This window comes from Candidatus Tisiphia endosymbiont of Neophilaenus lineatus, assembly GCF_964264975.1.
GTDB lineage: Bacteria > Pseudomonadota > Alphaproteobacteria > Rickettsiales > Rickettsiaceae > Tisiphia.
Genome location: NZ_OZ183649.1, coordinates 36,521 through 57,700, shown reverse-complemented (window position 1 = coordinate 57,700; position 21,180 = coordinate 36,521). Strand labels below are relative to the sequence as shown.

The window sequence follows — 21,180 nt, the reverse complement described above, 5'->3', positions numbered from 1 at the left end:
ATCTAAATTAATATTATAAAATTATTTGAGTATAACTCAAACTTCAAAAGTTGTTAAAAACAACTTTTAGAAGTAAAATATTTAGATTATTGAAAATTCTCTATCAGGAGTTTCGCACTTTATATAATGAACCTAGGTTCTGAAACAGCTTTGATGTCATTCCTGCGTAGGTAGTAGAATCTAAAAATGTTTAATAGTTTTTTAGACCCCCTACTTTCGCAGGGGTTGTAAATGGGACAGACAGGTCTATTTAATAACCTTTGGGATAGTAACTGTACGAGTATGCCACAAAGTATATATCCCCTTAGCTATATTCTCACTAGCAGAATAATACTTAGCTCGCATATTATTAGGTAAATGAAGATGCATATTCTCATCAATAATTGACACTCTTCCTTCATTAAACTCATTTTTTATATGTCTTTTATGGGTTTCGTTCATTGTGGAGTTATAATACACCGTAACAGTTTTAGCAGGTAACATATCTATGGTTTCCGAGACCATAGAAGTAGACTCACCTGGTACTATAATCAAACTATGCTTGTTATATAAAACGGCTCCAAGAATAGCCTTATACATACTTGGTTGTCCTTTCTTAAAGTCAAATAATTTAAAGGGTACTCGATTTTCTTGTAAAACCCTTTGGAAACTTGATGTCACCGTGTCCATTATACTATCTTTTTCATGTACACTAAGCTCTTTATTGTTTTGGCAATCATATTTTCCTGTACGCGGTCCATTGGATACTAATACGAAATTATTATTTTTTAATGCAAGATTACTAACATATTCGGCTAACTTCTCGGCTTCTTTATTTGTGTAGCAATAATATGTACCATTTTCCGGTACATCCCCTGCTAAAATCACCGCTAAATATTTATCAAAGGAAGAGAACATTGATTTAAATGCAGCGTATTCTGATTCAATATCAGATAGTTGCATATTATGGGCTACCCCATTAGTAGTAAGAAGTATAGTATTCACGCCAGTAAGCTTAACATTATGCTTATCTAATGCATGGTTAGGCAATGCTATTATGTCTGCACCAAAAAAATTATCACGTTTTTCTTGGACAAGTTGCTTGTGTGATAAAGTGCCATTATCTAATAATTGGTGAGAAAGATGTACTGCGATAATCTTTTTTGCCAGTTCAGGATCTGATTTTAATTTAGTTATTGATTCTATGCCGTAATAACCAACTGAAACTATAATGGCAAGATTTTTGTTACTGCTAATTTGATCCTTAACGGTTTCTAATTGAGATTTATCGTATTCCTCAACATTCAGCTTAACAGACTTACTTTTAAAGTATTTCTCGCTTTCTCTTGCTACTCCTAGCAATTAACTACGATCTCCAACAAAAGCTTTATCGCTTATAATATACAAATTAGCACTCTTTGTTTCAGCTGCGTGAGTATGCATCATAAAAGATGATATTATTAAAACTATAAAAAAAATATAGCAAAAATATGTTCTCATAATCATAATATCTCAAATATTAACATTGGACTTGCTTGCAGGAAAGAAACGATGTCACCACGGCAACACGATGTCATTCCCACGTAAATTACTAGTACAGCCCCTGCGTAGGCAGGGGGCTAAAAAATAAGAACCATCAGCCTTCCATTAGTTGTTTACGAGCAACTTTTCTTTTTCTTCTTTCTGTTTCTTGATCTTTACGAACACGTTTTACTGAAGGGGGTTCATAGAAACGCGACATTTTCATTGAACGAAACACAAGCTCTCTCTGCATTTTTCTTTTCAAATTTTTAATTGCTTGCTCACCATTTCCAGCATGAACATTTACTAGTATCACTTTTAATTCCCCCTTTTTAGCATGAATTTTAGCATATTATACCAATTGCAATAATTAACACGGTGTATTTATCCATAGATAATCTCTATACATAATTGATTTTACTAAATCTACATTATGAGCAAGTTGATTCCAAGCGTAACAAGCCATAGTAACGATATCTTCATATACACCATAACATTGGTTAGACAAGAAATGATTTTTAATCCATTCCCAAACTTGTTCCATTGCATTAAGTTCCGGTGCATAGGGCAGAAGCAGTATCAAAGTGATATTGCTTGGCACAGTTAGTTTTTTGCCTGTGTGCCAACCTGAATTATCCGTTAGTAAAGCTATATGTCGGTTGCCTTGAATACTGCGAGAAAGCTCTTCTAAGAATTTATACTAATTGCAATAATTAACACCGTGTTAATTATTGCAATTGGTATTAGACTATTGAATTATAGTAACATTATCTATATACTAAGCTTATATGTCAAGATTAAAAGATGCATTTAATGACTACTTACGAAAAATATTATAGTTTGAAAGTACAATTTGTACAAACTTTACCAAAGCTACTAGCTTTTAATCAGTGGAATAATAAATTATTGGCAGATACCGAAGAAGAATGTGGGTTTGTTAAAGGATATTGTCATATAATTTTTTCAGGTGGCATAAGGGAAATAGTTGATTTCTTTGAAAATTGGCAAGACCAGAACATGCTTGATTTGTTATCTCAACAAGAAACTCCGATTAAAATAAGGGATAAAATTGATTTAGCTTTAAGAATTAGAATAAAAGATTGTACACCTAAACTTATACATTTGAAGAATCGCAGTTATTTTACCACACCATCAAACAGCATATTCGCAACAAAAATAGCTTTTCGTACATGTGACTTAATTTGGCGTTATGCAGGTGATAAGTCTATAGATTATAATTATTATACTAAAAGAGGTCTGTTACTCAGTGTTTATATAACTTCAATACTTTATTATATTCAAGATGGGTCGGAAAATAATGTAGAGACTGATCAATATATTACTAAATCCTTATCCAATATTATAACTATGACCTCTAAATGTAAGAATATGTTAAAGTTACCAAATCCTGTCGATATACCAATTATTCGACTATTTTCATAATAATCAATATTACAAACATGACTAAAAAATACTATCCAGATATTCAATCTAATGTTGATTTTCCAGCAATTGAAAAAAAGATTCTAGCTTATTGGCAGAAGCACAATATTTTCCAAAAAACGATAGATGCTAGACCATCAATAAATAATGGACAAAATAATGAATTCATCTTTTATGATGGGCCACCCTTTGCTAACGGATTACCACATTATGGACATTTGCTAACTGGTTTTATCAAAGATGTGTATGCACGTTATCAAACCAGTAAAGGCAAAAGAGTTGAGCGACGCTTTGGTTGGGATTGTCATGGACTACCTGCCGAGATGCAAGCAGAAAAGGAGTTGGGTATTTCTGGTAGAACTGCCATCATCAATTTTGGTATTGATAAATTTAACGAGCATTGTAGATCATCGGTCATGAAATATGCTGATCAGTGGCAGGAATATGTCAATAGGCAAGCAAGATGGGTAGATTTCAATAATTCCTATAAAACCATGGATAAAGCCTTTATGGAATCTGTTTTGTGGGCTTTTAAAGAGTTATACAAAAAAGGGCTTCTCTATGAATCGATGAGGGTAATGCCTTATTCTTGGGCATGTGAGACACCTTTATCTAATTTTGAGACTAAGCTAGATAATTCATATAGAGAAAGAACTGATAAGGCGGTTACGGTAAGTTTTGTACTTAATGAGAAATTGCCAAGTTCTGTACCCTATAATGAGTATAGAATGCTGGCATGGACTACGACTCCATGGACTTTGCCGGCTAATTTAGCATTAGCCATTGGAGAAAATATTGAATATGCTTTAGTGCCAAATGGTCAGGTTTGTTATATTTTGGCTAAATTTGCTTTGGAAAAATATTCCAAAGAATTAGGGCTTAGTGCTGACACAAATTATGATATAATTGAAGGTAAGTGCCTATTAAACCTGAATATTACTTACCGACCATTATTCGATTATTTTTCCAACCATCCTGGTAGTTTCAAAGTTCTTTCTGGAGATTTTGTAGTCGAAGGAGACGGCACCGGTATCGTCCATATGGCTCCCGGCTTTGGTGAAGACGATCAGATTCTTTGTCAATCTCAAGGAATAGAACTCGTTTGTCCTGTAGATAATGCTGGAAAATTTACCAAAGAAATTTATGATTTTGTTGGTTTACAAGTATTTGATGCTAATGATCACATTATTATTAAGCTAAAAAATCAGAGTAATTGGCTTAAAACCGAGCAATATATTCATAATTATCCGCATTGTTGGCGTACTGATACCCCTCTTATATACAAAGCCGTTCCTTCTTGGTATGTAAAAGTTACCGAATTTAAAGACAGGATGGTTGAATTAAACCAACAAATTAACTGGATACCCTTGCATATCAGGGATAATCTATTTGGCAAATGGTTAGAAAATGCTAGAGATTGGTCAATTAGTCGCAATAGATTTTGGGGGACGCCTCTACCAGTGTGGAAGTCGGATGATCCAGCTTATCCAAGAATTGATGTATATGGGTCAATAGAGGAGCTAGAGAAAGATTTTGGGATGACAATCGTTGATTTACATAGACCTTTTATTGATCAGCTAACTAGAAAAAATCCAGACGATCCAACCAGCAAATCAATGATGGTTAGAGTAGAAGATGTTTTTGATTGTTGGTTTGAAAGCGGCTCTATGCCTTATGGACAAGTACATTATCCATTTGAAAATAAAGATTGGTTTGAAAAACATTTTCCTGCCGATTTTATAGTGGAATATTCAGCACAAACACGCGGTTGGTTCTATACTTTAATGGTACTGTCAAAAGCCCTTTTTGACCAACCACCTTTTTTAAATTGTATTTGCCATGGGGTTATATTAGACAACACCGGGCAAAAATTATCAAAGCGTCTTAATAATTATGCTGATCCGCTAGAATTATTTGATAAATATGGTTCTGATGCTCTAAGAGTTACCATGCTCTCTTCCAATGTAGTCAAAGGTCAGGAACTGCTAATTGACAAAGGCGGTAAAATGGTTTATGAGAGCTTACGTTTATTTATCAAGCCCATTTGGAATGCCTACCACTTCTTTACTTTGTATGCTAATAGTGATCAGATCAAAGCTGAGCTAGACTTTAATTCTCAAAATATGCTAGATCGTTATATTTTATCAAAACTAAAAATATCAGTACAAAAAATTCAGCATGGGTTAGATAATTTTGACAGTCAAATAGCTTATAGTAGCATTGCCGATTTTTTTGAAGTATTAAATAATTGGTATATTAGAAGAAGTAGGAATCGTTTCTGGAAAAGTGAAAAAGATCAAGATAAGAAAAACGCTTATAATACCTTGTATACTTGTCTTGAAATAATGTCTATTGCTCAATCCAGTTTATTGCCATTAATGTCTGAGGAAATTTATTTAGGACTTACAAGGCTAGAAAAGCAAGGAGGCAGTGTTCATTTAGCAGATTTTCCTAAACTTGATACGATAGAAGTCGATTATGATTTAGTCAGCATCATGGATCAAGTATTAGATATTTGTAGTAATGCTTTATTCATTAGAAGTAACAAAAATATACGGGTTCGGCAACCACTGAGCAGTTTAACGATCATTAGTAAAAATAATGAATTACTAGTAAAATTTGAAGAATTAGTTAAAGATGAGATTAATGTTAAAAAGGTAATTTATAAAGATGATGTAGAAAATCATGCTGATTACAAATTATCGATTAACTTCCCTAATTTAGGCAAGCGTCTACCTCATAAAGTCAAAGATATCATAATAGCTTCTAAAAGTCATCAATGGCAGCTTACCTCTGAGCATCTAATAATAGCAGGAGAGAAGCTGAATAAAGACGAGTTCTCTCTAGTCTTACAACCTAAAAATGTTAAAGGTACAAAATCTTTAGCCAATAATCATGGACTAATATTACTGGATTTAGAAATAACAAAAGAACTATACGAAGAAGGTATTGCAAGAGATTTAGTACGCTTTATTCAACAAGCGAGAAAAGATGCCAATTTTGCCATGAATGATAGAATCTTCCTGGAAATCATAGGCAAACCGGATTTTATGCAAATAGTTGAGCAACATAGTACATTCATTCTTGAGCAAACCTTAAGTGAATTTGCTAGCGATTTCACGCCAGAATATATGACTAATATTGAATTAAATTCAGACATAATAACTATCAGGCTAGCAAGAGTTTCTAAGGGCACCGTCAAGTTAAGAGAAATGTAAATTAAGTATTGAGCAAATGTAGGGAATAATTTATGGATTATCAGTGACAATTGTTACCTAAATTTCAGTGCTATGTGTATTATTCAATCCCCAAAGAGACATCGTTTTCCAGTAATCATTATTAGCCATGCAGTATGGTTATATCATCGATTCAATAATAGTTACAGAGATGTACAAGAACAGATGGCCTATCGAGGTATTATTTTAAGTCATGAGACAGTAAGATTTTGGTGCAATAAATTTGCGGTTTATTTTCAAGATGTTATCAGAAAGCGAGAGAGGAAACCAACGGATAAATGGCATTTAGATGAGATGAATATTAAGATTAAAGGCGAGGTATTTATATTATGGAGAGCTGTTGACTCTGAGGGGCATGAATTAGAAGTATTACTGCAGAAGCGTCGTAACAAAAAATCAGCTATTCGTTTTTTATCAAAATTATTGGGTCATTATCCAGCTCCAAGAGTAATTGTTACTGATAAGCTCAGAAGTTACATTAAGCCGATTAAGCTTATGTGCCCTAAAACTGAGCATCGCACTCATAAAAGACTAAATAATCGTGTTGAGAATGCTCATCAACCAACTAGACGCAACGAGAAGATATTAATTAAATTTAAGCATCCTAATTCAGCCCACTGTAAATTATCACTGATGGGAAAAGTCAGAAATATATTTGCCGTAAATGTTGGAAGATATAGTAAAACAGCAATTGAGCAAAGAATTGCATTTGCATCAGCTAAATCCATTTGGGACGAAGGCACTCAAAGACTTCTTGCTGCCTGAAATCTAAAAATATAGCTCTTTTTGATACTATTTTACTTAACTTGACGGTGCCTTGTATAGTGTTAATCTTCCTAGGGGCACCGCTTCTTTGTGATTCAAATAATCCTTCAAAACCATGATTCCTAAATCTTCTGAGCGATGATTGCACAGTTTTCCAGTGTGACTTCACTATTTCAGATATGGCTTTAAAAGATTTGCCTAATTGAAGGTGATACATCGCCAATAAACATATACGATTTCGACCATGCGTCTCATGTTTCATCATTTTTATAAAATCATGACCTTCAAAACCTTGCGGTAATATTAACCTAGCTATTTGAGTACCTATTTATCAGTTAAAAACCCATTGTATAACACCGTGTTAATTATTGCAATTGGTATTAGCTATTGATAAAATGATAAAATCTTGTATACATAGTATCTGTACAATGGGTAAAGATTAATTGACCACCAAGTAAATAATAGTGTCTATAAGTTCAAATCTTCTACAATTTTTTATGTTAGACAATATTGCTAAGATTTTTTTAAGTTTTAGTCATGATATAGTCATTATCCCATTACTGATACTAGGCTATATTTGGTTAGAGCAAAAAGTGTTTTTTAATGCAATATGTTTAATATTAGTAAGTATGTTATTTAATTTTGCTCTAAAAATTACATTTCAAGTACCACTATCCGCTCATATTGGTAAACAAGGTTTTGCTTTTCCAAGTGGTCATATGCAGTCTTCAGTTGTTTTGTATGGTTGGCTGATGACAAAAACACAAAGCCGTATATGTAAAATTCTGATAACTGGTTTGCTATTTGGAATAGGAGTGAGTTTAGTCTATTTTGGCTATCATAATTATTTTGATATTCTAGGAGCCATATTTTTTGGTTCTTTATTAATAGCCTTTTATACATTTCTTGCAAGCACAAAAAAGCAAATATTGCCAGCAATTTTATTGACTTTTACTACATTTTTGATGTTGTACATTGCATCTATACATAAGGTAGAAGAACATCTATATATGGCATATTACGCTCTTATTGGAGTAATATTTTCTGAAAACATTTTTACAAAAAAAATAACAATTATAAATCTACGAAGCAAAATATCAGCAACAATACTGTGTTTTTTCATGCTCTTTATAGTCAAAATGCTTTTTACAATTGGTTATATCTCCTCTTTACCATTAGCTATCAGGCAAATACAATGGGCTATAATCGGATTTTGTATCCCAGCATCAGTTTTTATTGCAAACTATATTAATCATTATAAGCGTTCTTTCCATGATAGATTCTAGTTGGATTGTAGAAATAAGAACAGATTTTCTAACAACCATATTGGCTTTCCTAGTGGTGATATTCAAGTGGCAACCACTTTTTGGCTAGCAATCTTTTTAAGTCTTAAAAATAGTCCTTTCAAGTATTTATGCTTACTGCCAATAATTGGTATTGGTCTTTCAAGAGTATATCTTGGTGTTCATAGTATATATGATGTAATTTAGAAGTGTTTCAACATAGTTGCAAAAAATTTTGGTTTTTACTTGCTATAATAATTTCACTATACATCATAGTGTCTTAATCTTTACCATGGCCACCTATGATACCGACGGCAATAGGAGCTCTCATTGGCTTTGGGTTATCCTTACGATGGATAGAAAATCAGGCAGTTGGTCTACAGCACAAAATTAGTATTCCAACTGCTCTAATACCAATTGTAATAATCAACACGGTGTATTTATCCAATCTCTATACATAATTGATTTTACTAAATCTACATTATGAGCAAGTTGATTCCAAGCGTAACAAGCCATAGTAACGATATCTTCATATACACCATAACATTGGTTAGACAAGAAATGATTTTTAATCCATTCCCAAACTTGTTCCATTGCATTAAGTTCCGGTGCATAGGGCGGAAGCGGTATCAAAGTGATATTGCTTGGCACAGTTAGTTTTTTGGCTGTGTGCCAACCTGCATTATCCGTTAGTAAAGCTATATGTCGGTTGCCTTGAATACTGCGAGAAAGCTCTTCTAAAAATTTATTCATTGCCTGTGTGTTTGCATATGGTAAAATTAATGCACAAGCTTCTCCTGTCTCATGGCAAGCAGCTCCGTAAATATATGTTGAAATAAATTGCTGTTGCCGAACTTTACGGGGTCTAGTGCCACGCTTAGCCCATATACGAGTTAAGCTACCTTGTTGCCCAACTCTAGTTTCATCCTGAGACCATATATCAACTTTACATCTATCGATATTTTTTGCTAATAATTTTGTTAACATGTCTGGAAAGTTTTTTTATATCTATTTTGAGTCTCTTGATGTGACTTTGGATGCATTGAACGAGAAGTAATCCAGCTAAAACCAAGGCGGTGCATAGTATTGTAGACTGTTTTTAAAGCACATGTAGCACCATATTCCTCAAGTAACATGATATGTAGCTCTTTTCCAGTTATATACCCACCAGTTTTACTTTCACTGAGCGTATTGATTTTATCAAAAATAGCAGACTCTTGTATACTGTTAATCTTCCTAGGGGCACCGCTTCTTTGTGATTCAAATAATCCTTCAAAACCATGATTCCTAAATCTTCTGAGCGATGATTGCACAGTTTTCCAGTGTGACTTCACTATTTCAGATATGGCTTTAAAAGATTTGCCTAATTGAAGGTGATACATCGCCAATAAACGTATACGATTTCGACCATGCGGCTCATGTTTCATCATTTTTATAAAATCATGACCTTCAAAACCTTGCGGTAATATTAACCTAGGTATTTGAGTACCTATTTATCAGTTAAAAACCCATTTTATAACACCGTGTTCATTATTGCAATTGGTATAAAAACTATTTGCAGTGGAATCCGCTACCAATGCCAAAAATAAAGTTTTCTTTATATGGTACTACTTCAAAGCAGAATAGCTATATTGAAGAGCCGTGTGTGGGAAAACCACAAGCACGGTTCTGTGAGGGCTATCATAGCAATGAAACTTTATTAATTAAAGGATGGTAAGAGCTATGATTTCTACTCGGCTATAACTCAAGCGGGAAATCTTACTCAAGATGTTCAGAATACGACTGTGATAGCCGATAAAGGATACGATAGTAGTGCATTTGTAGAAAGTTTAGAAAATAAGGGGTGTGAGATTGTTATACCACCAAAATCTAACCGTAAAGTACAACGTGAATATGATAAACATACTTATAAGGAACGATATTTAATTGAGTGCTTATTTGGTAAAATCAAACATTTTAGGCGTATATTTTCTAGATTTGATAAGGCTCCAGCCACTTTCTTAGCTTTTCTAAATTTTGTTGGAACTTTAATATGGTTACGTTATAATTTTTGTCAACAGAACCTAGGTATTACAGAAAATAATATCATTTCAAGTAATTCATAATCTGCAAGATTTTCTGCAGAAACAATAATACGTTGTCTTAAGCGTTGTCTATGCCCAATATAATGGGGTATATCATATTTCATATTTAGTTTTACAATAAGTCTGTTTTATAAGGTGGATATGTCAAATGTTTTGGTGATAAAGTAAAAATGTCAAAACCATCTTTGGTTATGCCTAAACTATGTTCAAATTGTGCTGATAATGATTTATCACTTGTTGTAATTGTCCAACCGTCTAATTTACTTAGATGAGTGGAGTGATGTCCAGCATTTACCATTGGTTCAATAGTAAAAAACATACCTTCCTCCAAGACCAAGCCAGTGCCAGCTTTGCCATAATGTAGAATAGTTGGTTCTGTATGAAATATACGCCCTATCCCGTGACCAGTATAATTTCTAACAACTGAATAATTATGTTTTTCAACATAAGTTTGTATAGCATTTCCGATATCTCCTAAATGTACTCCTGGTTTTACTAGTTCAATTCCTATCATCATAGCATCATAAGTAACCTGTACTAAGCGTTTTGCTTTAATTCCTACATCACCAACATAATACATTCTACTAGTATCACCATACCATCCATCGACAATTACAGTAACGTCAATATTTATTATATCGCCATTTTTAAGGAGTTTATCATTTGGAATACCATGGCATACTACATGATTAACAGAAGTACAAATTGACTTTGGGAAGCCGTTATAGTTCAAAGGTGCAGGGATTGCATTATTGGACACAATAAAATCGTGGCAAAGATCATTTAAATAGATCGTACTCACTCCTGGTTTTACATAATTAGTAATGAAATCTAAGGTTTCTGCAGCAAGTTTACCTGCAATATGCATTTTCTTAAAGTTTTCTTGGGAATGAATTGTTATGGTCATAAAATAATTAACTTTTTTTATTAAAATCATCTATAGCTAACCCGATTAGTATTTAGCCATAGTAAATTGTTGTCATTGCGAGAAGCCACTTTGGTGGCGACGAAGCAATCCAAGAAGACGATTGGATCTAGATTGCTTCGTCGTAGCAATGCTACTCCTCGCAATGACGAAGTAATGCTAATCGGGTTAGCTATATAAATAGCTACTAAATTTCTACTTCTTAAATTATTATTTGAATTTCATTGAATCTTTTTCAATGGTTCTTACCTTATAAAAACTATAAGATAAGGTTATTGTATCCACATCATTCATTTCTTTATCTTCCTCAAAATCAGAGGCTATAAAAAATGTCACTGGCATCAACATTTTTTCTCCTGCTTTTAATAACTGTTCTTCAAAACAAAAACAATGTATTTTAACAAAGTATTTACCAGCTTTATTAGGTGTAACATTATAAATGGAAGTTCCTATTATATCATCGTTACTTAGATTTTCAGACTCATAAAAAATTAGTGTATTTTGTCCTGGGATAATTGTAGCCCTTCTTTGTTTAGGAATAAATCGCCAAGGTAATTTACTGTCAACATTAGAATCAAATTCTATAGTTATCACTCTAGTTCCTTTTTTAGGAGAATATATATTGAGTTCTTGTCTTGTGGTAGTACCACCATATCCAGTGACTTTACAAAATAAATTGTAAATTGGTATTGATGCAAAGCTTAAAAAAACCATGCTAAGTACTAAACTAACTAAGGCTAAGGCAAAATTTCTATTAGATTTTTGTAACACAATGTTACTCTCCTTTTGTAAAAAAGTCAAATTTCAATTTTTTACAAGAAGTCTATTTAAAATATTTTAAACTTATGATATTATGTACCCATTCTAGTATATCCCCTAAGTAAAGGAATCTATTTTAAAGGTATTATATGACTAACAAAATCAGTGTGCCAGTAATTTCTGCAGAATCAGGGTTTTATCAATATTTGCAAAAGATCAATAAAGTTCCATCACTTTCACAAGAAGAAGAGTTTCTACTTGCCAAAGCCTATCTTGAGCAGAATGATCTAGAAGCTGCTCATAAGCTAGTAACTAGTCACTTGAAATTGGTAGCAAAAATTGCCGTTAGATATAGAAATTATGGACTACCTCTAAATGAGCTTGTGTCAGAAGGGAATTTAGGTCTTATGCAAGCAGTAAAGAAATATAATCCTGATTTAGGTTTTCGCTTGTCTACTTATGCTTTGTGGTGGATTAAAGCTTCAATCCATGAATATGTCCTAAGATCTTGGTCTTTGGTTAAAATGGGTACTACGGCAGCACAAAAAAAGTTATTTTTTAGCCTTGGTAAAATTAAGCATAAAATCACTAACCTATATTCAAGAGCTGTTACAGATCAAGATTTTGTTCAAATTGCTCAAGAACTTGGAGTGACTAAGAATGAAGTTAGTGAAATGAATTCTAGGTTATCTGGTCCAGATTTATCATTGAATAATTTGGTAAATAGTGGAAATGATAACAGTGATAGCGAGCTAATTGAATTTTTACCGGAAACCCGTCCAAATCAAGAGCTAAGATTAATTAGCCAAGAGGATTCTGTTAACAAACATAATTTGCTAACACAAGCGATGAAGATATTAAATGATCGTGAATTACATATTCTCACTGAGCGTAAATTAAAAGATTCTCCGAAAACTCTTGATACTCTTAGTATTGAATATAAAATCTCTAAGGAAAGAATTAGGCAGATTGAGAACACAGCATTTGAGAAAGTGAAAAACTTTATATTGCAACAGATGCCAAAAGTTGTTTAAGTGGATTACTATAATTTTTCTAGTATACTCAGATGGTTTTACAATATATTAAATTAAATATTAATTCATGAAAGCAATTGCTATACATTTATTGATTATTTTGATTTCTACGCAAGTATTTGCTGGAAATCAAATTACTAGAAAAGATTTAAAATTTAATTCATCTAATGATTGCACAGAAAGATTAGATATTTTGGAGAAAGAGAATCAGCACTTACTTGGCAGAGTCGAAATAATTGAACATACTATTGCCAAATTAGAGAGAATTTTAGGCTCTACAAAACAAGAGGTAATAAGTTCTGAGGATACCAGTACAGCAAAAAATTTAGCAGATGATTCTATAGTTGGCGATGTCTTTGAAATACCAGCTACTAAAGAAGTACAAAAGGAAGTTGCGTCGCATGATATTGCAAAACCCATTTCGGGGATAGCAAAAGATAAGCAACTTTATGACTTAGCACTTGCCTCTTTAAAAGATAATAAATTAACCGATACAGAAGAAAAATTTGTAAATTTTTTAAAAAATTACTCTAATAGTCCTTTGGTAAGTAATGCGTATTTTTGGTACGGAGAATCTTTTTTTAGACGTAATATGTTTGATAAAGCGGCTATAAATTATCTAAAAGGTTACAAACAATCACCAAAAGGTTCTAAAGCTTCTGACTCATTGTTAAAATTAGCATTATCTCTTGGGGAATTGAATAAAATACAAGAGGCATGCTCTATTCTTGATAAACTTGAAACAGAATTTCCGAGTAGATCAGCTACATCAATAAAAAGAGCTAAGGATGCAAGAACCAAATTTGCTTGTAAGCGTTAGGTTCTTATGAACAAAAAGGTAAATAATAATGACTGACATTTTAGAAGAAGTCTTAAATGATAAAAATGAAGAAAAGAAACTTTATTACTTTAAAAAACTTCTTCCTATAACTATAATCCTCGCACTAATAGTCGTATTATTTATGCTAATAAACAATTGGCTTGACGGTAAGAAAATAAAGAATAATCAAAAGACAGGTGATATTTTAGTTAAGTCTATGTCGCTTATCAATGACAACAAAGACCTAACCATAAAGTCGTTGGATAATTTAATTGAAACAAGTAATAATAAAGTAGGAGAGCTTGCTGCTATCGCACAAGTCAGTATAAAAATACAACAAGGAGATTTTATAGAGGCTAGAACTTTATTAAAGAAAATTATTGATAACAAGAATTATGCCGAATTAACAAGTGCATATGCACGTCTAGTTTGGTTAAGTTTAATGATAGACGAAACAAATTTATCTAATGCAAACATTAATGAAATCGAGGAATATTTAAATTATTTTGATGATGAGAATAAACCATTCTTTGGTACTGCAAATATTATCAAAGCAATTTGGTATATTAACAACAACTCAAAAGATTTAGCAGAAAATACTTTGAAAAAGGTAATATCACTAGAAAGTACAACTCAAGTAGTTAAAGAGCAGGCTAAAGCTTTACTTTCAAACTTACAATAAACCTCAATTCGGGATAAGAATTAGTTAATTCTTATTCCGAATTGGCTTTAATATAAGGAAAAATGCATTCTTAAAGCGGCTAACGCGAATGCATTTTAAACCTTTCTAAAGCTAAAAACATGATTTTAAAAGATTAAAATCATGTTTTTAGCAAAATGGATTGCCACGCTCACATACGTTCGCTCGCTCATAGACATATACGTCTATAAAACGTCTATTAGCGAGGAGGTCGTAGGTCGACGAAGCAATCTATAATTTCACCGAATTCGCGTAATAACACAGGCTTAAATTATGATAAAACAACGATTAATTATTTTCTTACTACCTTTTCTTCTGACTTCTTGTGGTCTTGGAGCTAAAAAGATTAAAAATATTGTAGAATTAACTCCTAGATTATCTGTAGAAAGTAATGAAATAATTCAAATAGATTCTGCTGTAAAAATAAATATATTTAGCCCTGAACAGCTGCAAAATAAGGAATATACTGTTGCAAAATATAAAATAATATCAGAGCCAGTTTTTAATAAAGCTGTTGCCTATACCATTGATACTAAAGGTAATATTTCCGCTTTTTCTATGAAAGATAAATCTATTATGTGGTCATATAATATCAGCACTAATAAGAGTGATTATTATGTTGGTGGAGGGATCTTATGCCATAATGATAAACTATATGTTACCTATGGTTCAAGATTCTTGGTAGTATTAGATAGTAGGTCAGGTCATGAAATAATCAGAAAAGAGTTGCCTGATATTACTAGAGTAAAACCGGTATTAATTAATAATTATACTATTGTAGTTCAAACAGTAACTAATCAAATATTAGCGATTAATATTGATAACTTAAATTTTGTTTGGCAACATGAAGGTATAGTAGAAACTTTGTCATCAAGTTACCATGTTAGCCCAATAGTACAAAATAATCATGTAATAGTAAACTATAATTCAGGACAAATTCTTACTCTAGAAGCAGCTAGCGGTCAAGTTCTATGGACTAACGATTTATCTAGTCATCAAGAAATAGGCTTGCCAAATTTTGAGGCAGCATCTATATTATGCAAACCTATTGTCAATAACTCTCACATATATATAGCTAATAGTGCTGGTAAGATAGTAAAGCTAGATATCATGACGGGTAATATTCTTTGGCAAACCAAAGCTTATGATGTGCAATCTATGTTGTTAGCGGGTAATAGTTTATTTGTAACAAATAATGCTGGACAAATAGCTGCTATAAGTACTGATTTTGGTAAAGTCAAGTTTGTAGCAGATCTAAATGATGGGAAAGATATTAAAAAAGTTAAAGCCTCATCATTCCTAACTCCTATAATTGGTAAGGTAGCTGAGGCAGAAGAGTGGAATTTAAATATTATTTCCACTAAAGGTGAATTATATAGTTTCCAATCAGATGTTAATGGTAATTTAAGCACTACTCCACAGATTGCTAAAATTACTAAAAATATTGAATATCATGGAAAAACCTGCTGTGGTAGTATGTATTTTGCTACTGATAAAAAAATTATGTTTGTCGATTAGTCAAGAAACTATGTAAAATATATATTTACATTTCTCTTGACAAAATAGTGGTTATAATGCTATTTAGTATAGCTTAGGCGAGGACAATGATAACATTAATTCTAATTAATAAAGATATATAACGTGAAAACTTATTCTGCAAAACCATCACAAATTCAGAAAAAGTGGTGGGTCATAGATGCTAAAGACCTTGTATTAGGTAGACTTGCTAGTGAAGTAGCTAAAATCTTACGCGGCAAACATAAGCCTTCCTTCACTCCTCATTTAGATTGTGGAGATTATGTAATAATAATTAATTCCAAGCATATTTGCTTGACAGGTAAAAAATCAGACCTTAAAGATGGTAAGTTTTATTATCGCCATACTGGTTTCCCAGGTGGGATAAAGGATACAACAGCTGGAAAAATTCTGTCTAGTAAATATCCTGAACGTGTCGTTAAGCTTGCTGTAAAAAGAATGATTACGCGAAATGTTTTGGGATCAAAGCAGATGGGTAATCTATATGTCTATGCAGAGAATGAACACCCACATAAAGCCCAACAACCTGAGTTTTATGATTTTGCAAGCAAAAATACAAAGAATAAAAAATAGTGAATTATGACAATATTAAAGGTTCAAAGCAAAAAAACCAAAAGCGATGTTCAGAGTAAGTTAGTTAAGCCTAAAACGCCTGTAGAAAGTAGTGATAATAAAGTCTATGGTACAGGGAGAAGAAAAAGTGCAATTGCTAGAGTTTGGTTAAAAAGTGGTAGTGGTAAGGTAATTGTCAACAAAAAAAATATGGAGCAATATTTCACTCGTGAAGCTCACACCAAATCTCTCTTGCGACCATTTGTTGTAACTAATACTGCTGGGCAATATGATATAATATGTACTGTTAGAGGTGGTGGAATATCAGGGCAACTGGGTGCTGTACTACACGGTGTTTCTAGAGCACTTGACAAAATTGCACCAGAATTTCATAGTATTTTACGCAAATCCGGTTTCTTAACAAGAGACTCAAGGGTTGTAGAACGGAAAAAATATGGTAAGCATAAAGCTAGAAAAAGTACTCAATTCTCTAAACGTTAAAATTTTACATAATCTGTTTGGAGTTGTCTAGCATGTGATTTTTCTGAAGCTCTTTCCATCATGGCGGGGTAGCTCAGTTGGTTAGAGCAGCGGAATCATAATCCGCGTGTCGGGGGTTCAAATCCCTCCCTCGCTACCACAAAATGCTAATTCATGAGGTAGTTTATTATCGACTTTGTGTAATGGGGGGCATAATAAGAGTCAATAACTAATTCTTTAAAGCATTAAGAATACTGTAATTTTTTTATATTTTATATGTAAAAGTCATTAGTGCTACTTGATGTATATGCTATTATGCGGTGAATGTACTCAAAATTCTTCAAGTTCTTGCAAACATTATTATGAAAAGGATTACATTCGGTTTAATAGCTGAGTATGTGGCTATTGTTATTTATAAAATTAAATTTTATCAAATTCTTCACCATCGTAAAAGATATTATGTTGGTGAGATTGATATTATTGCCCTACGTGGAAAACAACTTGTTTTTATAGAAGTAAAAGCAAGACGTTCTGACGTTGATGATCGGATATTATCAACTCATCAACAAGCAAGAATAAAAAGATCTGCCAGTATATTTTTAAGCTCTAACCCAAAATACCAAAATTATCAAGTCAGATTTGATCTAATAATTATTAAACCTTACAGTATACCAATTATTATTGAAAACGCATGGTAATGGAGTTTTTTCTACTAGATGAAAAAGAATCTAATTATACACTATACACTCAAATGCTAACTGACTAAGTAATTATTTTAAAATTATTGCTTGACCAATAAAGCAATATATGTCAAAAAGATCATACTCATATAGTCTGAGACTTCTCTTAAAACTAGGCCGCTATAGCTCAGAGGTAGAGCACATCATTGGTAATGATGAGGCCGTAGGTTCAATTCCTACTAGCGGCACCATATTAGTATCAACATTTTTATTTTAAATTAAGAAAGGATATAATTTTAAATTCTTTAAGAGATGTCAATGAAAAAATTAATCATAGATGTTGTAGCTCCTTCTTCAAAAACGCTTGGTATGTACCAATATTTTGATCAGATCCAAGCATTATTTAACATTAGAAGTAAGACTACAAAGCTTTATTTCAGCTCTACAAAATCTAGATTCAAATGTTATATGGGCTTATAGAGGAGGATATGGTTCTATGGAATTAATTCCTTTTTTGAAACCTCATATGTTCAATAAATATAAAATATTAGTAGGCTTTAGCTATATTACTGCGTTACACTTATATTTTAACCAAATAATAGGGTGGTCATCTTTACACGCTGCAGTTTTAGACAGAATAGTGCGAGACGTAAATGCTCAAGACCACATTGATATAATCAATGCTCTTTTAGGTAATACTAAAAATTTTACTTATGATCTTTATCCTATAAATGCAATAGCAAAAAATTTAACGAATAGAGATTCAATTTTAGGACAAATCCTTGGTGGTAATTTATCTATGGTGCAATATTCTCTTGATACAAACTGGCAACTTAATTCTACCAATAAAATATTAATTTTTGAAGATGTAGGAGAAAGAGGTTATAGAATATTTGCAAGATTAGAACAATTAAAACAAGTGGGAATTCTAGAAAAAAGCCAAGCAATTCTTTTCGGTGAATTTACAAACGGAGAGGAACAAGATGGTAGAGATCTTACACAAACGGCAATTCAAATTGCAGTAGAAAATTCACAAGTACCCGCCTTCTTTATAAAAGATATAGGACATATAGCACGAAATGTACCACTGCCATTAGGTACATCAGCTGTTATTAGTCAAAATAAATTATTAATCACTAATCCGTTTATTTAATAGAACTTACGCGAATTCAGGATAAGAATTTGTCAATTCTTATCCCAAATTCGGTGAAATTATCGAAACAATCAGATTTGAGATGGCTCTGCATCTGATTGTTAAATTAATATTTTGCTAAAAACATGATTTTAATACTGAAACTAGAGAAAATTTTAACAATTATAGACATAGGTTAAAGTTGGGTTTTTTAAACTGCCCTAAAAATACGTTTGACAAGTGAGATACTTTAACTTAAGAAATTAATATAAATTCTAACCAAAAGGGTAAATATGGCAAAACATACTTTTTACAGGCTAATACCTGCTGTTGTCGGGGTTTTGTTTCCTACTACTTATTTTACTTATGATGGATATACAAAGTCTACAAAACCATCTCATTTCGAATTAGCTGCAACTAAATTGGGTTTTATAGGTTATAAAAAAGCAGGTCAAGGTATAAGAAGTGCATCAGAACATCAAGAAGCCTTATTAAAGCAACTTCAAATCGCAGGATATTAATCGTCTAGGAGTAAAGGATTCTGTAATAACTTTTAAACAGATATATCCTGCAATAAAAAAATCTAAAGCTGATCAAAGTGATCCTAGCAAATTTAATGCTAAAATATTACGTAAAAACCTTGGAAAAGGAACAGGATTAGATGAACAAGATATCATGGATTTCCTTTTCTATATTTCTCAGAATGCTTTCGGTCGTAAACCTGGTCAGGAACGTAATGAGCTATCTTTCCAAGACTGGATAAAAAAGTATGAGAAAGAATATTTAGCTGGTGTTAAAGTACTATGTCTAATTGATCGCGAAACTCCAGAAGATCAGGACTATGATACTGCTTGGATTGCCGGGGCATCTCGTATAGGCGTAATGGCTCGGGTAATAGATTACCTTAATATATTATCAAAATGTAAATTAAAGTGAACGGAGAAACAGCAATATTAACAGGAGCACGAGAATTATGGGCTAATATTGATGGAATTACGCCTATAGTACGTGATAAATTGCTTGAAGCTTATAAAACAAAAACTGACTTAGATACATTGGATATTTCTCTGCCTATAGGAGAGGATCTAGCTCGTGTGACAGAAGGTAAAGAATATATAAAAGGTTTAGCTGCACGACATGGTATCAGATTGAACGAATCATCTCCATTTATCCAATATAAGACAAAAGAGGAATGTCCCCCAGGATATTTTCCTGGTAGAGTGTATCCTAATTATGCAGAAGGAGAAAGTCGAAAATTAACAGAAACTTTAATTTCCCAAGATTTACTTACTACTTATCTATTAAATGATAGTAAAACCATTACTATAGTCGATACATTAGCAGAGCAATACCAAAGACCTAACACTACTAGTACAGCCCGTGACGCTGCAAGAAAGTTAGTTGAGCGTATTATTGATGGTCAATATGGAGATAAAAAAGAGTTTGTCATTCTATTTGAAACTAATAATCCATATATTGAGCGACAAACTATTGCAACACAACGAGAGGTCAATAAAGTATTAAAAGACTATAAATTGAGCGATAAGGGATACAGCATAAAAGTCGAAGGTGTAGGCTTTGAATGTAAACAAGATGTTGCAACAATACATTCAGAGTTTGCGGCATTAGTAGCAGAAAAATGGAAAGACACGGTTGAATACCAAAGAGAAGAAGGCATATCACCAAAACGGCCTATTGAAAATTTACAATTTCAAACTCGTGATAATTCTAGCTTTGTTCCACCTCAGCCTGATATTTCTGAAGTTAGTCTATCAGGAAACTGGTTACAAGATCTATTTGATGAATATCTACCATAATATCGAATATGTCGATCGTTTAATAAAATAGTTATGAAATATGGTACATCAAATTGAATTAGGTGACAAAGAACATGGAAATGACCTCAGATAATTTACCAATTTCTGCTATTTTGTTTTGAATCCAATGATGATAATAATTAAAATCACATATTGAATGGAGTGTTATATTTTAACAATCAGGTGGGCAGCTGCTTCAAACCTGATTGTTTCTATAGATAACCTGAATTCGATGTAACTTGTTACATCGAATTCAGGTTATTTAAAGACTACCTAGAATATAAGGGGGTGATACTATCAACCATTACCCTAGATACCGTACTTAAGGTAGCTATTGCCGCTAATTTGATTAAGAATGGTGAAGTAATGACAGTAACTTACCGGTTAAAATAGATGTATAATCTTATGATCTGATCACCTATCCACCTCTCAAA

The 21,180-nt window shown here is 32.5% G+C and carries 26 protein-coding genes, 2 tRNA genes and 1 pseudogene; 21 read left to right on the top strand and 8 right to left on the bottom strand.

Annotation, left to right across the window (positions count from 1 at the left end; translation table 11 throughout):
• Window positions 1-246 precede the first annotated feature (246 nt).
• The 3 genes and pseudogenes from ACFE3K_RS00340 to ACFE3K_RS00330 form a co-directional block, all read right to left on the bottom strand.
• A complete protein-coding gene (locus ACFE3K_RS00340; protein ID WP_375358903.1) occupies window positions 247-1,341 on the bottom strand; it encodes a hypothetical protein in 1,095 nt (364 codons plus the stop codon).
• A gap of 274 nt (window positions 1,342-1,615) precedes the next feature.
• On the bottom strand, window positions 1,616-1,816 hold the full coding sequence (rpsU, locus tag ACFE3K_RS00335; RefSeq protein ID WP_341748434.1) for a 30S ribosomal protein S21: 201 nt from the start codon (window positions 1,814-1,816) through the stop codon (window positions 1,616-1,618).
• A 54-nt stretch (window positions 1,817-1,870) separates the two neighbouring features.
• Window positions 1,871-2,185: pseudogene (locus ACFE3K_RS00330) on the bottom strand (transposase); the annotation flags it as partial.
• Window positions 2,186-2,313: 128 nt separating this feature from the next.
• Between ACFE3K_RS00330 and ACFE3K_RS00325 the strand changes: the two are divergent.
• The 3 genes from ACFE3K_RS00325 to ACFE3K_RS00315 all read left to right on the top strand — a co-directional run bounded on the left by ACFE3K_RS00325 (window position 2,314) and on the right by ACFE3K_RS00315 (window position 6,944).
• The gene (locus ACFE3K_RS00325) at window positions 2,314-2,943 is read left to right on the top strand and encodes a COQ9 family protein (RefSeq protein ID WP_375358902.1); all 630 of its coding nucleotides are present in this window, start codon (window positions 2,314-2,316) and stop codon (window positions 2,941-2,943) included.
• A gap of 17 nt (window positions 2,944-2,960) precedes the next feature.
• Complete coding sequence (ileS, locus tag ACFE3K_RS00320) at window positions 2,961-6,161, top strand: isoleucine--tRNA ligase (RefSeq protein WP_375358901.1); 3,201 nt, start codon at window positions 2,961-2,963, stop codon at window positions 6,159-6,161.
• A 72-nt stretch (window positions 6,162-6,233) separates the two neighbouring features.
• A complete protein-coding gene (locus ACFE3K_RS00315) occupies window positions 6,234-6,944 on the top strand; it encodes an IS6 family transposase (RefSeq protein ID WP_375358900.1) in 711 nt (236 codons plus the stop codon).
• Here the strand turns inward: ACFE3K_RS00315 and ACFE3K_RS00310 are convergent.
• Entirely contained in the window at window positions 6,898-7,209 is a 312-nt protein-coding gene (locus ACFE3K_RS00310) for a hypothetical protein (protein WP_375358899.1), read from the bottom strand. The two genes, ACFE3K_RS00315 and ACFE3K_RS00310, sit on opposite strands and share 47 nt — an antisense overlap.
• A 232-nt stretch (window positions 7,210-7,441) precedes the next feature.
• On the opposite strand from ACFE3K_RS00310, the gene ACFE3K_RS00305 reads away from it, so the two are divergent.
• Window positions 7,442-8,230 carry a phosphatase PAP2 family protein gene (locus tag ACFE3K_RS00305; RefSeq protein ID WP_375358898.1) on the top strand — a complete coding sequence of 263 codons (789 nt, stop codon included), beginning with the start codon at window positions 7,442-7,444 and terminating at the stop codon, window positions 8,228-8,230.
• Window positions 8,231-8,434, top strand: a complete 204-nt coding sequence (locus ACFE3K_RS00300) for a phosphatase PAP2 family protein (protein WP_375358897.1) — start codon at window positions 8,231-8,233, stop codon at window positions 8,432-8,434. It begins immediately after the preceding gene.
• A gap of 219 nt (window positions 8,435-8,653) precedes the next feature.
• Here ACFE3K_RS00300 and ACFE3K_RS00295 read toward each other — a convergent pair whose 3' ends face one another.
• Both ACFE3K_RS00295 and ACFE3K_RS00290 read right to left on the bottom strand, forming a co-directional pair.
• Window positions 8,654-9,214: an IS630 family transposase gene (locus ACFE3K_RS00295; RefSeq protein WP_375358342.1), complete on the bottom strand. Its 561-nt coding sequence runs from the start codon at window positions 9,212-9,214 to the stop codon at window positions 8,654-8,656.
• Complete coding sequence (locus ACFE3K_RS00290; protein ID WP_375358896.1) at window positions 9,208-9,657, bottom strand: helix-turn-helix domain-containing protein; 450 nt, start codon at window positions 9,655-9,657, stop codon at window positions 9,208-9,210. The genes ACFE3K_RS00295 and ACFE3K_RS00290 overlap by 7 nt, the downstream gene beginning before the upstream one ends.
• A 146-nt stretch (window positions 9,658-9,803) precedes the next feature.
• On the opposite strand from ACFE3K_RS00290, the gene ACFE3K_RS00285 reads away from it, so the two are divergent.
• Both ACFE3K_RS00285 and ACFE3K_RS00280 read left to right on the top strand, forming a co-directional pair.
• Window positions 9,804-9,944, top strand: a complete 141-nt coding sequence (locus ACFE3K_RS00285; protein WP_375358394.1) for a hypothetical protein — start codon at window positions 9,804-9,806, stop codon at window positions 9,942-9,944.
• A gap of 22 nt (window positions 9,945-9,966) precedes the next feature.
• Window positions 9,967-10,332 carry a transposase gene (locus tag ACFE3K_RS00280; RefSeq protein ID WP_375359530.1) on the top strand — a complete coding sequence of 122 codons (366 nt, stop codon included), beginning with the start codon at window positions 9,967-9,969 and terminating at the stop codon, window positions 10,330-10,332.
• A gap of 91 nt (window positions 10,333-10,423) precedes the next feature.
• Here the strand turns inward: ACFE3K_RS00280 and map are convergent, their stop codons facing one another.
• The gene (gene map / locus ACFE3K_RS00275; protein WP_375358895.1) at window positions 10,424-11,218 is read right to left on the bottom strand and encodes a type I methionyl aminopeptidase; all 795 of its coding nucleotides are present in this window, start codon (window positions 11,216-11,218) and stop codon (window positions 10,424-10,426) included.
• Window positions 11,219-11,446: 228 nt separating this feature from the next.
• The gene (locus ACFE3K_RS00270; protein ID WP_375358894.1) at window positions 11,447-12,007 is read right to left on the bottom strand and encodes a cytochrome c oxidase assembly protein; all 561 of its coding nucleotides are present in this window, start codon (window positions 12,005-12,007) and stop codon (window positions 11,447-11,449) included.
• Between the two features lie 137 nt (window positions 12,008-12,144).
• Between ACFE3K_RS00270 and rpoH the strand changes: the two genes are divergently transcribed.
• The 14 genes from rpoH (at window position 12,145) to ACFE3K_RS00200 (ending at window position 20,746) form a co-directional block, all read left to right on the top strand.
• On the top strand, window positions 12,145-13,029 hold the full coding sequence (gene rpoH, locus ACFE3K_RS00265; RefSeq protein WP_375358893.1) for an RNA polymerase sigma factor RpoH: 885 nt from the start codon (window positions 12,145-12,147) through the stop codon (window positions 13,027-13,029).
• 67 nt (window positions 13,030-13,096) lie between these two features.
• The gene (ybgF, locus tag ACFE3K_RS00260; RefSeq protein WP_375358892.1) at window positions 13,097-13,849 is read left to right on the top strand and encodes a tol-pal system protein YbgF; all 753 of its coding nucleotides are present in this window, start codon (window positions 13,097-13,099) and stop codon (window positions 13,847-13,849) included.
• Between the two features lie 28 nt (window positions 13,850-13,877).
• Window positions 13,878-14,531, top strand: a complete 654-nt coding sequence (locus tag ACFE3K_RS00255) for a DUF2659 family protein (protein ID WP_375358891.1) — start codon at window positions 13,878-13,880, stop codon at window positions 14,529-14,531.
• 294 nt (window positions 14,532-14,825) lie between these two features.
• Window positions 14,826-16,067, top strand: a complete 1,242-nt coding sequence (locus ACFE3K_RS00250) for a PQQ-binding-like beta-propeller repeat protein (protein ID WP_375359529.1) — start codon at window positions 14,826-14,828, stop codon at window positions 16,065-16,067.
• 123 nt (window positions 16,068-16,190) lie between these two features.
• Window positions 16,191-16,658: a 50S ribosomal protein L13 gene (gene rplM, locus ACFE3K_RS00245; protein WP_341748112.1), complete on the top strand. Its 468-nt coding sequence runs from the start codon at window positions 16,191-16,193 to the stop codon at window positions 16,656-16,658.
• 6 nt (window positions 16,659-16,664) lie between these two features.
• Window positions 16,665-17,138, top strand: a complete 474-nt coding sequence (gene rpsI / locus ACFE3K_RS00240) for a 30S ribosomal protein S9 (protein ID WP_375358890.1) — start codon at window positions 16,665-16,667, stop codon at window positions 17,136-17,138.
• Window positions 17,139-17,200: 62 nt separating this feature from the next.
• Window positions 17,201-17,277 (top strand) — tRNA-Met (locus ACFE3K_RS00235).
• A gap of 202 nt (window positions 17,278-17,479) precedes the next feature.
• Window positions 17,480-17,815, top strand: a complete 336-nt coding sequence (locus ACFE3K_RS00230; RefSeq protein ID WP_341751497.1) for a YraN family protein — start codon at window positions 17,480-17,482, stop codon at window positions 17,813-17,815.
• A 158-nt stretch (window positions 17,816-17,973) separates the two neighbouring features.
• Window positions 17,974-18,048, top strand: a tRNA-Thr gene (locus ACFE3K_RS00225).
• A 67-nt stretch (window positions 18,049-18,115) separates the two neighbouring features.
• Window positions 18,116-18,277 (top strand): hypothetical protein, encoded by a 162-nt coding sequence (locus ACFE3K_RS00220; protein ID WP_375359542.1) that lies wholly within the window; start codon window positions 18,116-18,118, stop codon window positions 18,275-18,277.
• Window positions 18,231-18,950, top strand: coding sequence for an LD-carboxypeptidase (locus tag ACFE3K_RS00215; protein WP_375359528.1), 720 nt, complete (start codon window positions 18,231-18,233; stop codon window positions 18,948-18,950). The genes ACFE3K_RS00220 and ACFE3K_RS00215 overlap by 47 nt, the downstream gene beginning before the upstream one ends.
• Before the next feature lie 272 nt (window positions 18,951-19,222).
• The gene (locus ACFE3K_RS00210; protein WP_375358889.1) at window positions 19,223-19,450 is read left to right on the top strand and encodes a hypothetical protein; all 228 of its coding nucleotides are present in this window, start codon (window positions 19,223-19,225) and stop codon (window positions 19,448-19,450) included.
• A gap of 154 nt (window positions 19,451-19,604) precedes the next feature.
• On the top strand, window positions 19,605-19,865 hold the full coding sequence (locus ACFE3K_RS00205; RefSeq protein WP_375358888.1) for a hypothetical protein: 261 nt from the start codon (window positions 19,605-19,607) through the stop codon (window positions 19,863-19,865).
• The gene (locus tag ACFE3K_RS00200; RefSeq protein WP_375358887.1) at window positions 19,862-20,746 is read left to right on the top strand and encodes a hypothetical protein; all 885 of its coding nucleotides are present in this window, start codon (window positions 19,862-19,864) and stop codon (window positions 20,744-20,746) included. The genes ACFE3K_RS00205 and ACFE3K_RS00200 overlap by 4 nt, the downstream gene beginning before the upstream one ends.
• The last annotated feature ends 434 nt before the right edge of the window (window positions 20,747-21,180 follow it).

Coding starts and splice junctions, on each gene's coding strand:
- ACFE3K_RS00325 (WP_375358902.1), top strand. CDS start 2,314: ATGACTACTTACGAAAAATATTATAGTTTGAAAGTACAATTTGTACAA.
- ileS (WP_375358901.1), top strand. CDS start 2,961: ATGACTAAAAAATACTATCCAGATATTCAATCTAATGTTGATTTTCCA.
- ACFE3K_RS00315 (WP_375358900.1), top strand. CDS start 6,234: ATGTGTATTATTCAATCCCCAAAGAGACATCGTTTTCCAGTAATCATT.
- ACFE3K_RS00310 (WP_375358899.1), bottom strand. CDS start 7,209: ATGATGAAACATGAGACGCATGGTCGAAATCGTATATGTTTATTGGCG.
- ACFE3K_RS00305 (WP_375358898.1), top strand. CDS start 7,442: ATGTTAGACAATATTGCTAAGATTTTTTTAAGTTTTAGTCATGATATA.
- ACFE3K_RS00295 (WP_375358342.1), bottom strand. CDS start 9,214: ATGTTAACAAAATTATTAGCAAAAAATATCGATAGATGTAAAGTTGAT.
- ACFE3K_RS00290 (WP_375358896.1), bottom strand. CDS start 9,657: ATGATGAAACATGAGCCGCATGGTCGAAATCGTATACGTTTATTGGCG.
- ACFE3K_RS00285 (WP_375358394.1), top strand. CDS start 9,804: ATGCCAAAAATAAAGTTTTCTTTATATGGTACTACTTCAAAGCAGAAT.
- map (WP_375358895.1), bottom strand. CDS start 11,218: ATGACCATAACAATTCATTCCCAAGAAAACTTTAAGAAAATGCATATT.
- rpoH (WP_375358893.1), top strand. CDS start 12,145: ATGACTAACAAAATCAGTGTGCCAGTAATTTCTGCAGAATCAGGGTTT.
- ybgF (WP_375358892.1), top strand. CDS start 13,097: ATGAAAGCAATTGCTATACATTTATTGATTATTTTGATTTCTACGCAA.
- ACFE3K_RS00255 (WP_375358891.1), top strand. CDS start 13,878: ATGACTGACATTTTAGAAGAAGTCTTAAATGATAAAAATGAAGAAAAG.
- rpsI (WP_375358890.1), top strand. CDS start 16,665: ATGACAATATTAAAGGTTCAAAGCAAAAAAACCAAAAGCGATGTTCAG.
- ACFE3K_RS00230 (WP_341751497.1), top strand. CDS start 17,480: ATGAAAAGGATTACATTCGGTTTAATAGCTGAGTATGTGGCTATTGTT.
- ACFE3K_RS00220 (WP_375359542.1), top strand. CDS start 18,116: ATGAAAAAATTAATCATAGATGTTGTAGCTCCTTCTTCAAAAACGCTT.
- ACFE3K_RS00210 (WP_375358889.1), top strand. CDS start 19,223: ATGGCAAAACATACTTTTTACAGGCTAATACCTGCTGTTGTCGGGGTT.
- ACFE3K_RS00205 (WP_375358888.1), top strand. CDS start 19,605: ATGGATTTCCTTTTCTATATTTCTCAGAATGCTTTCGGTCGTAAACCT.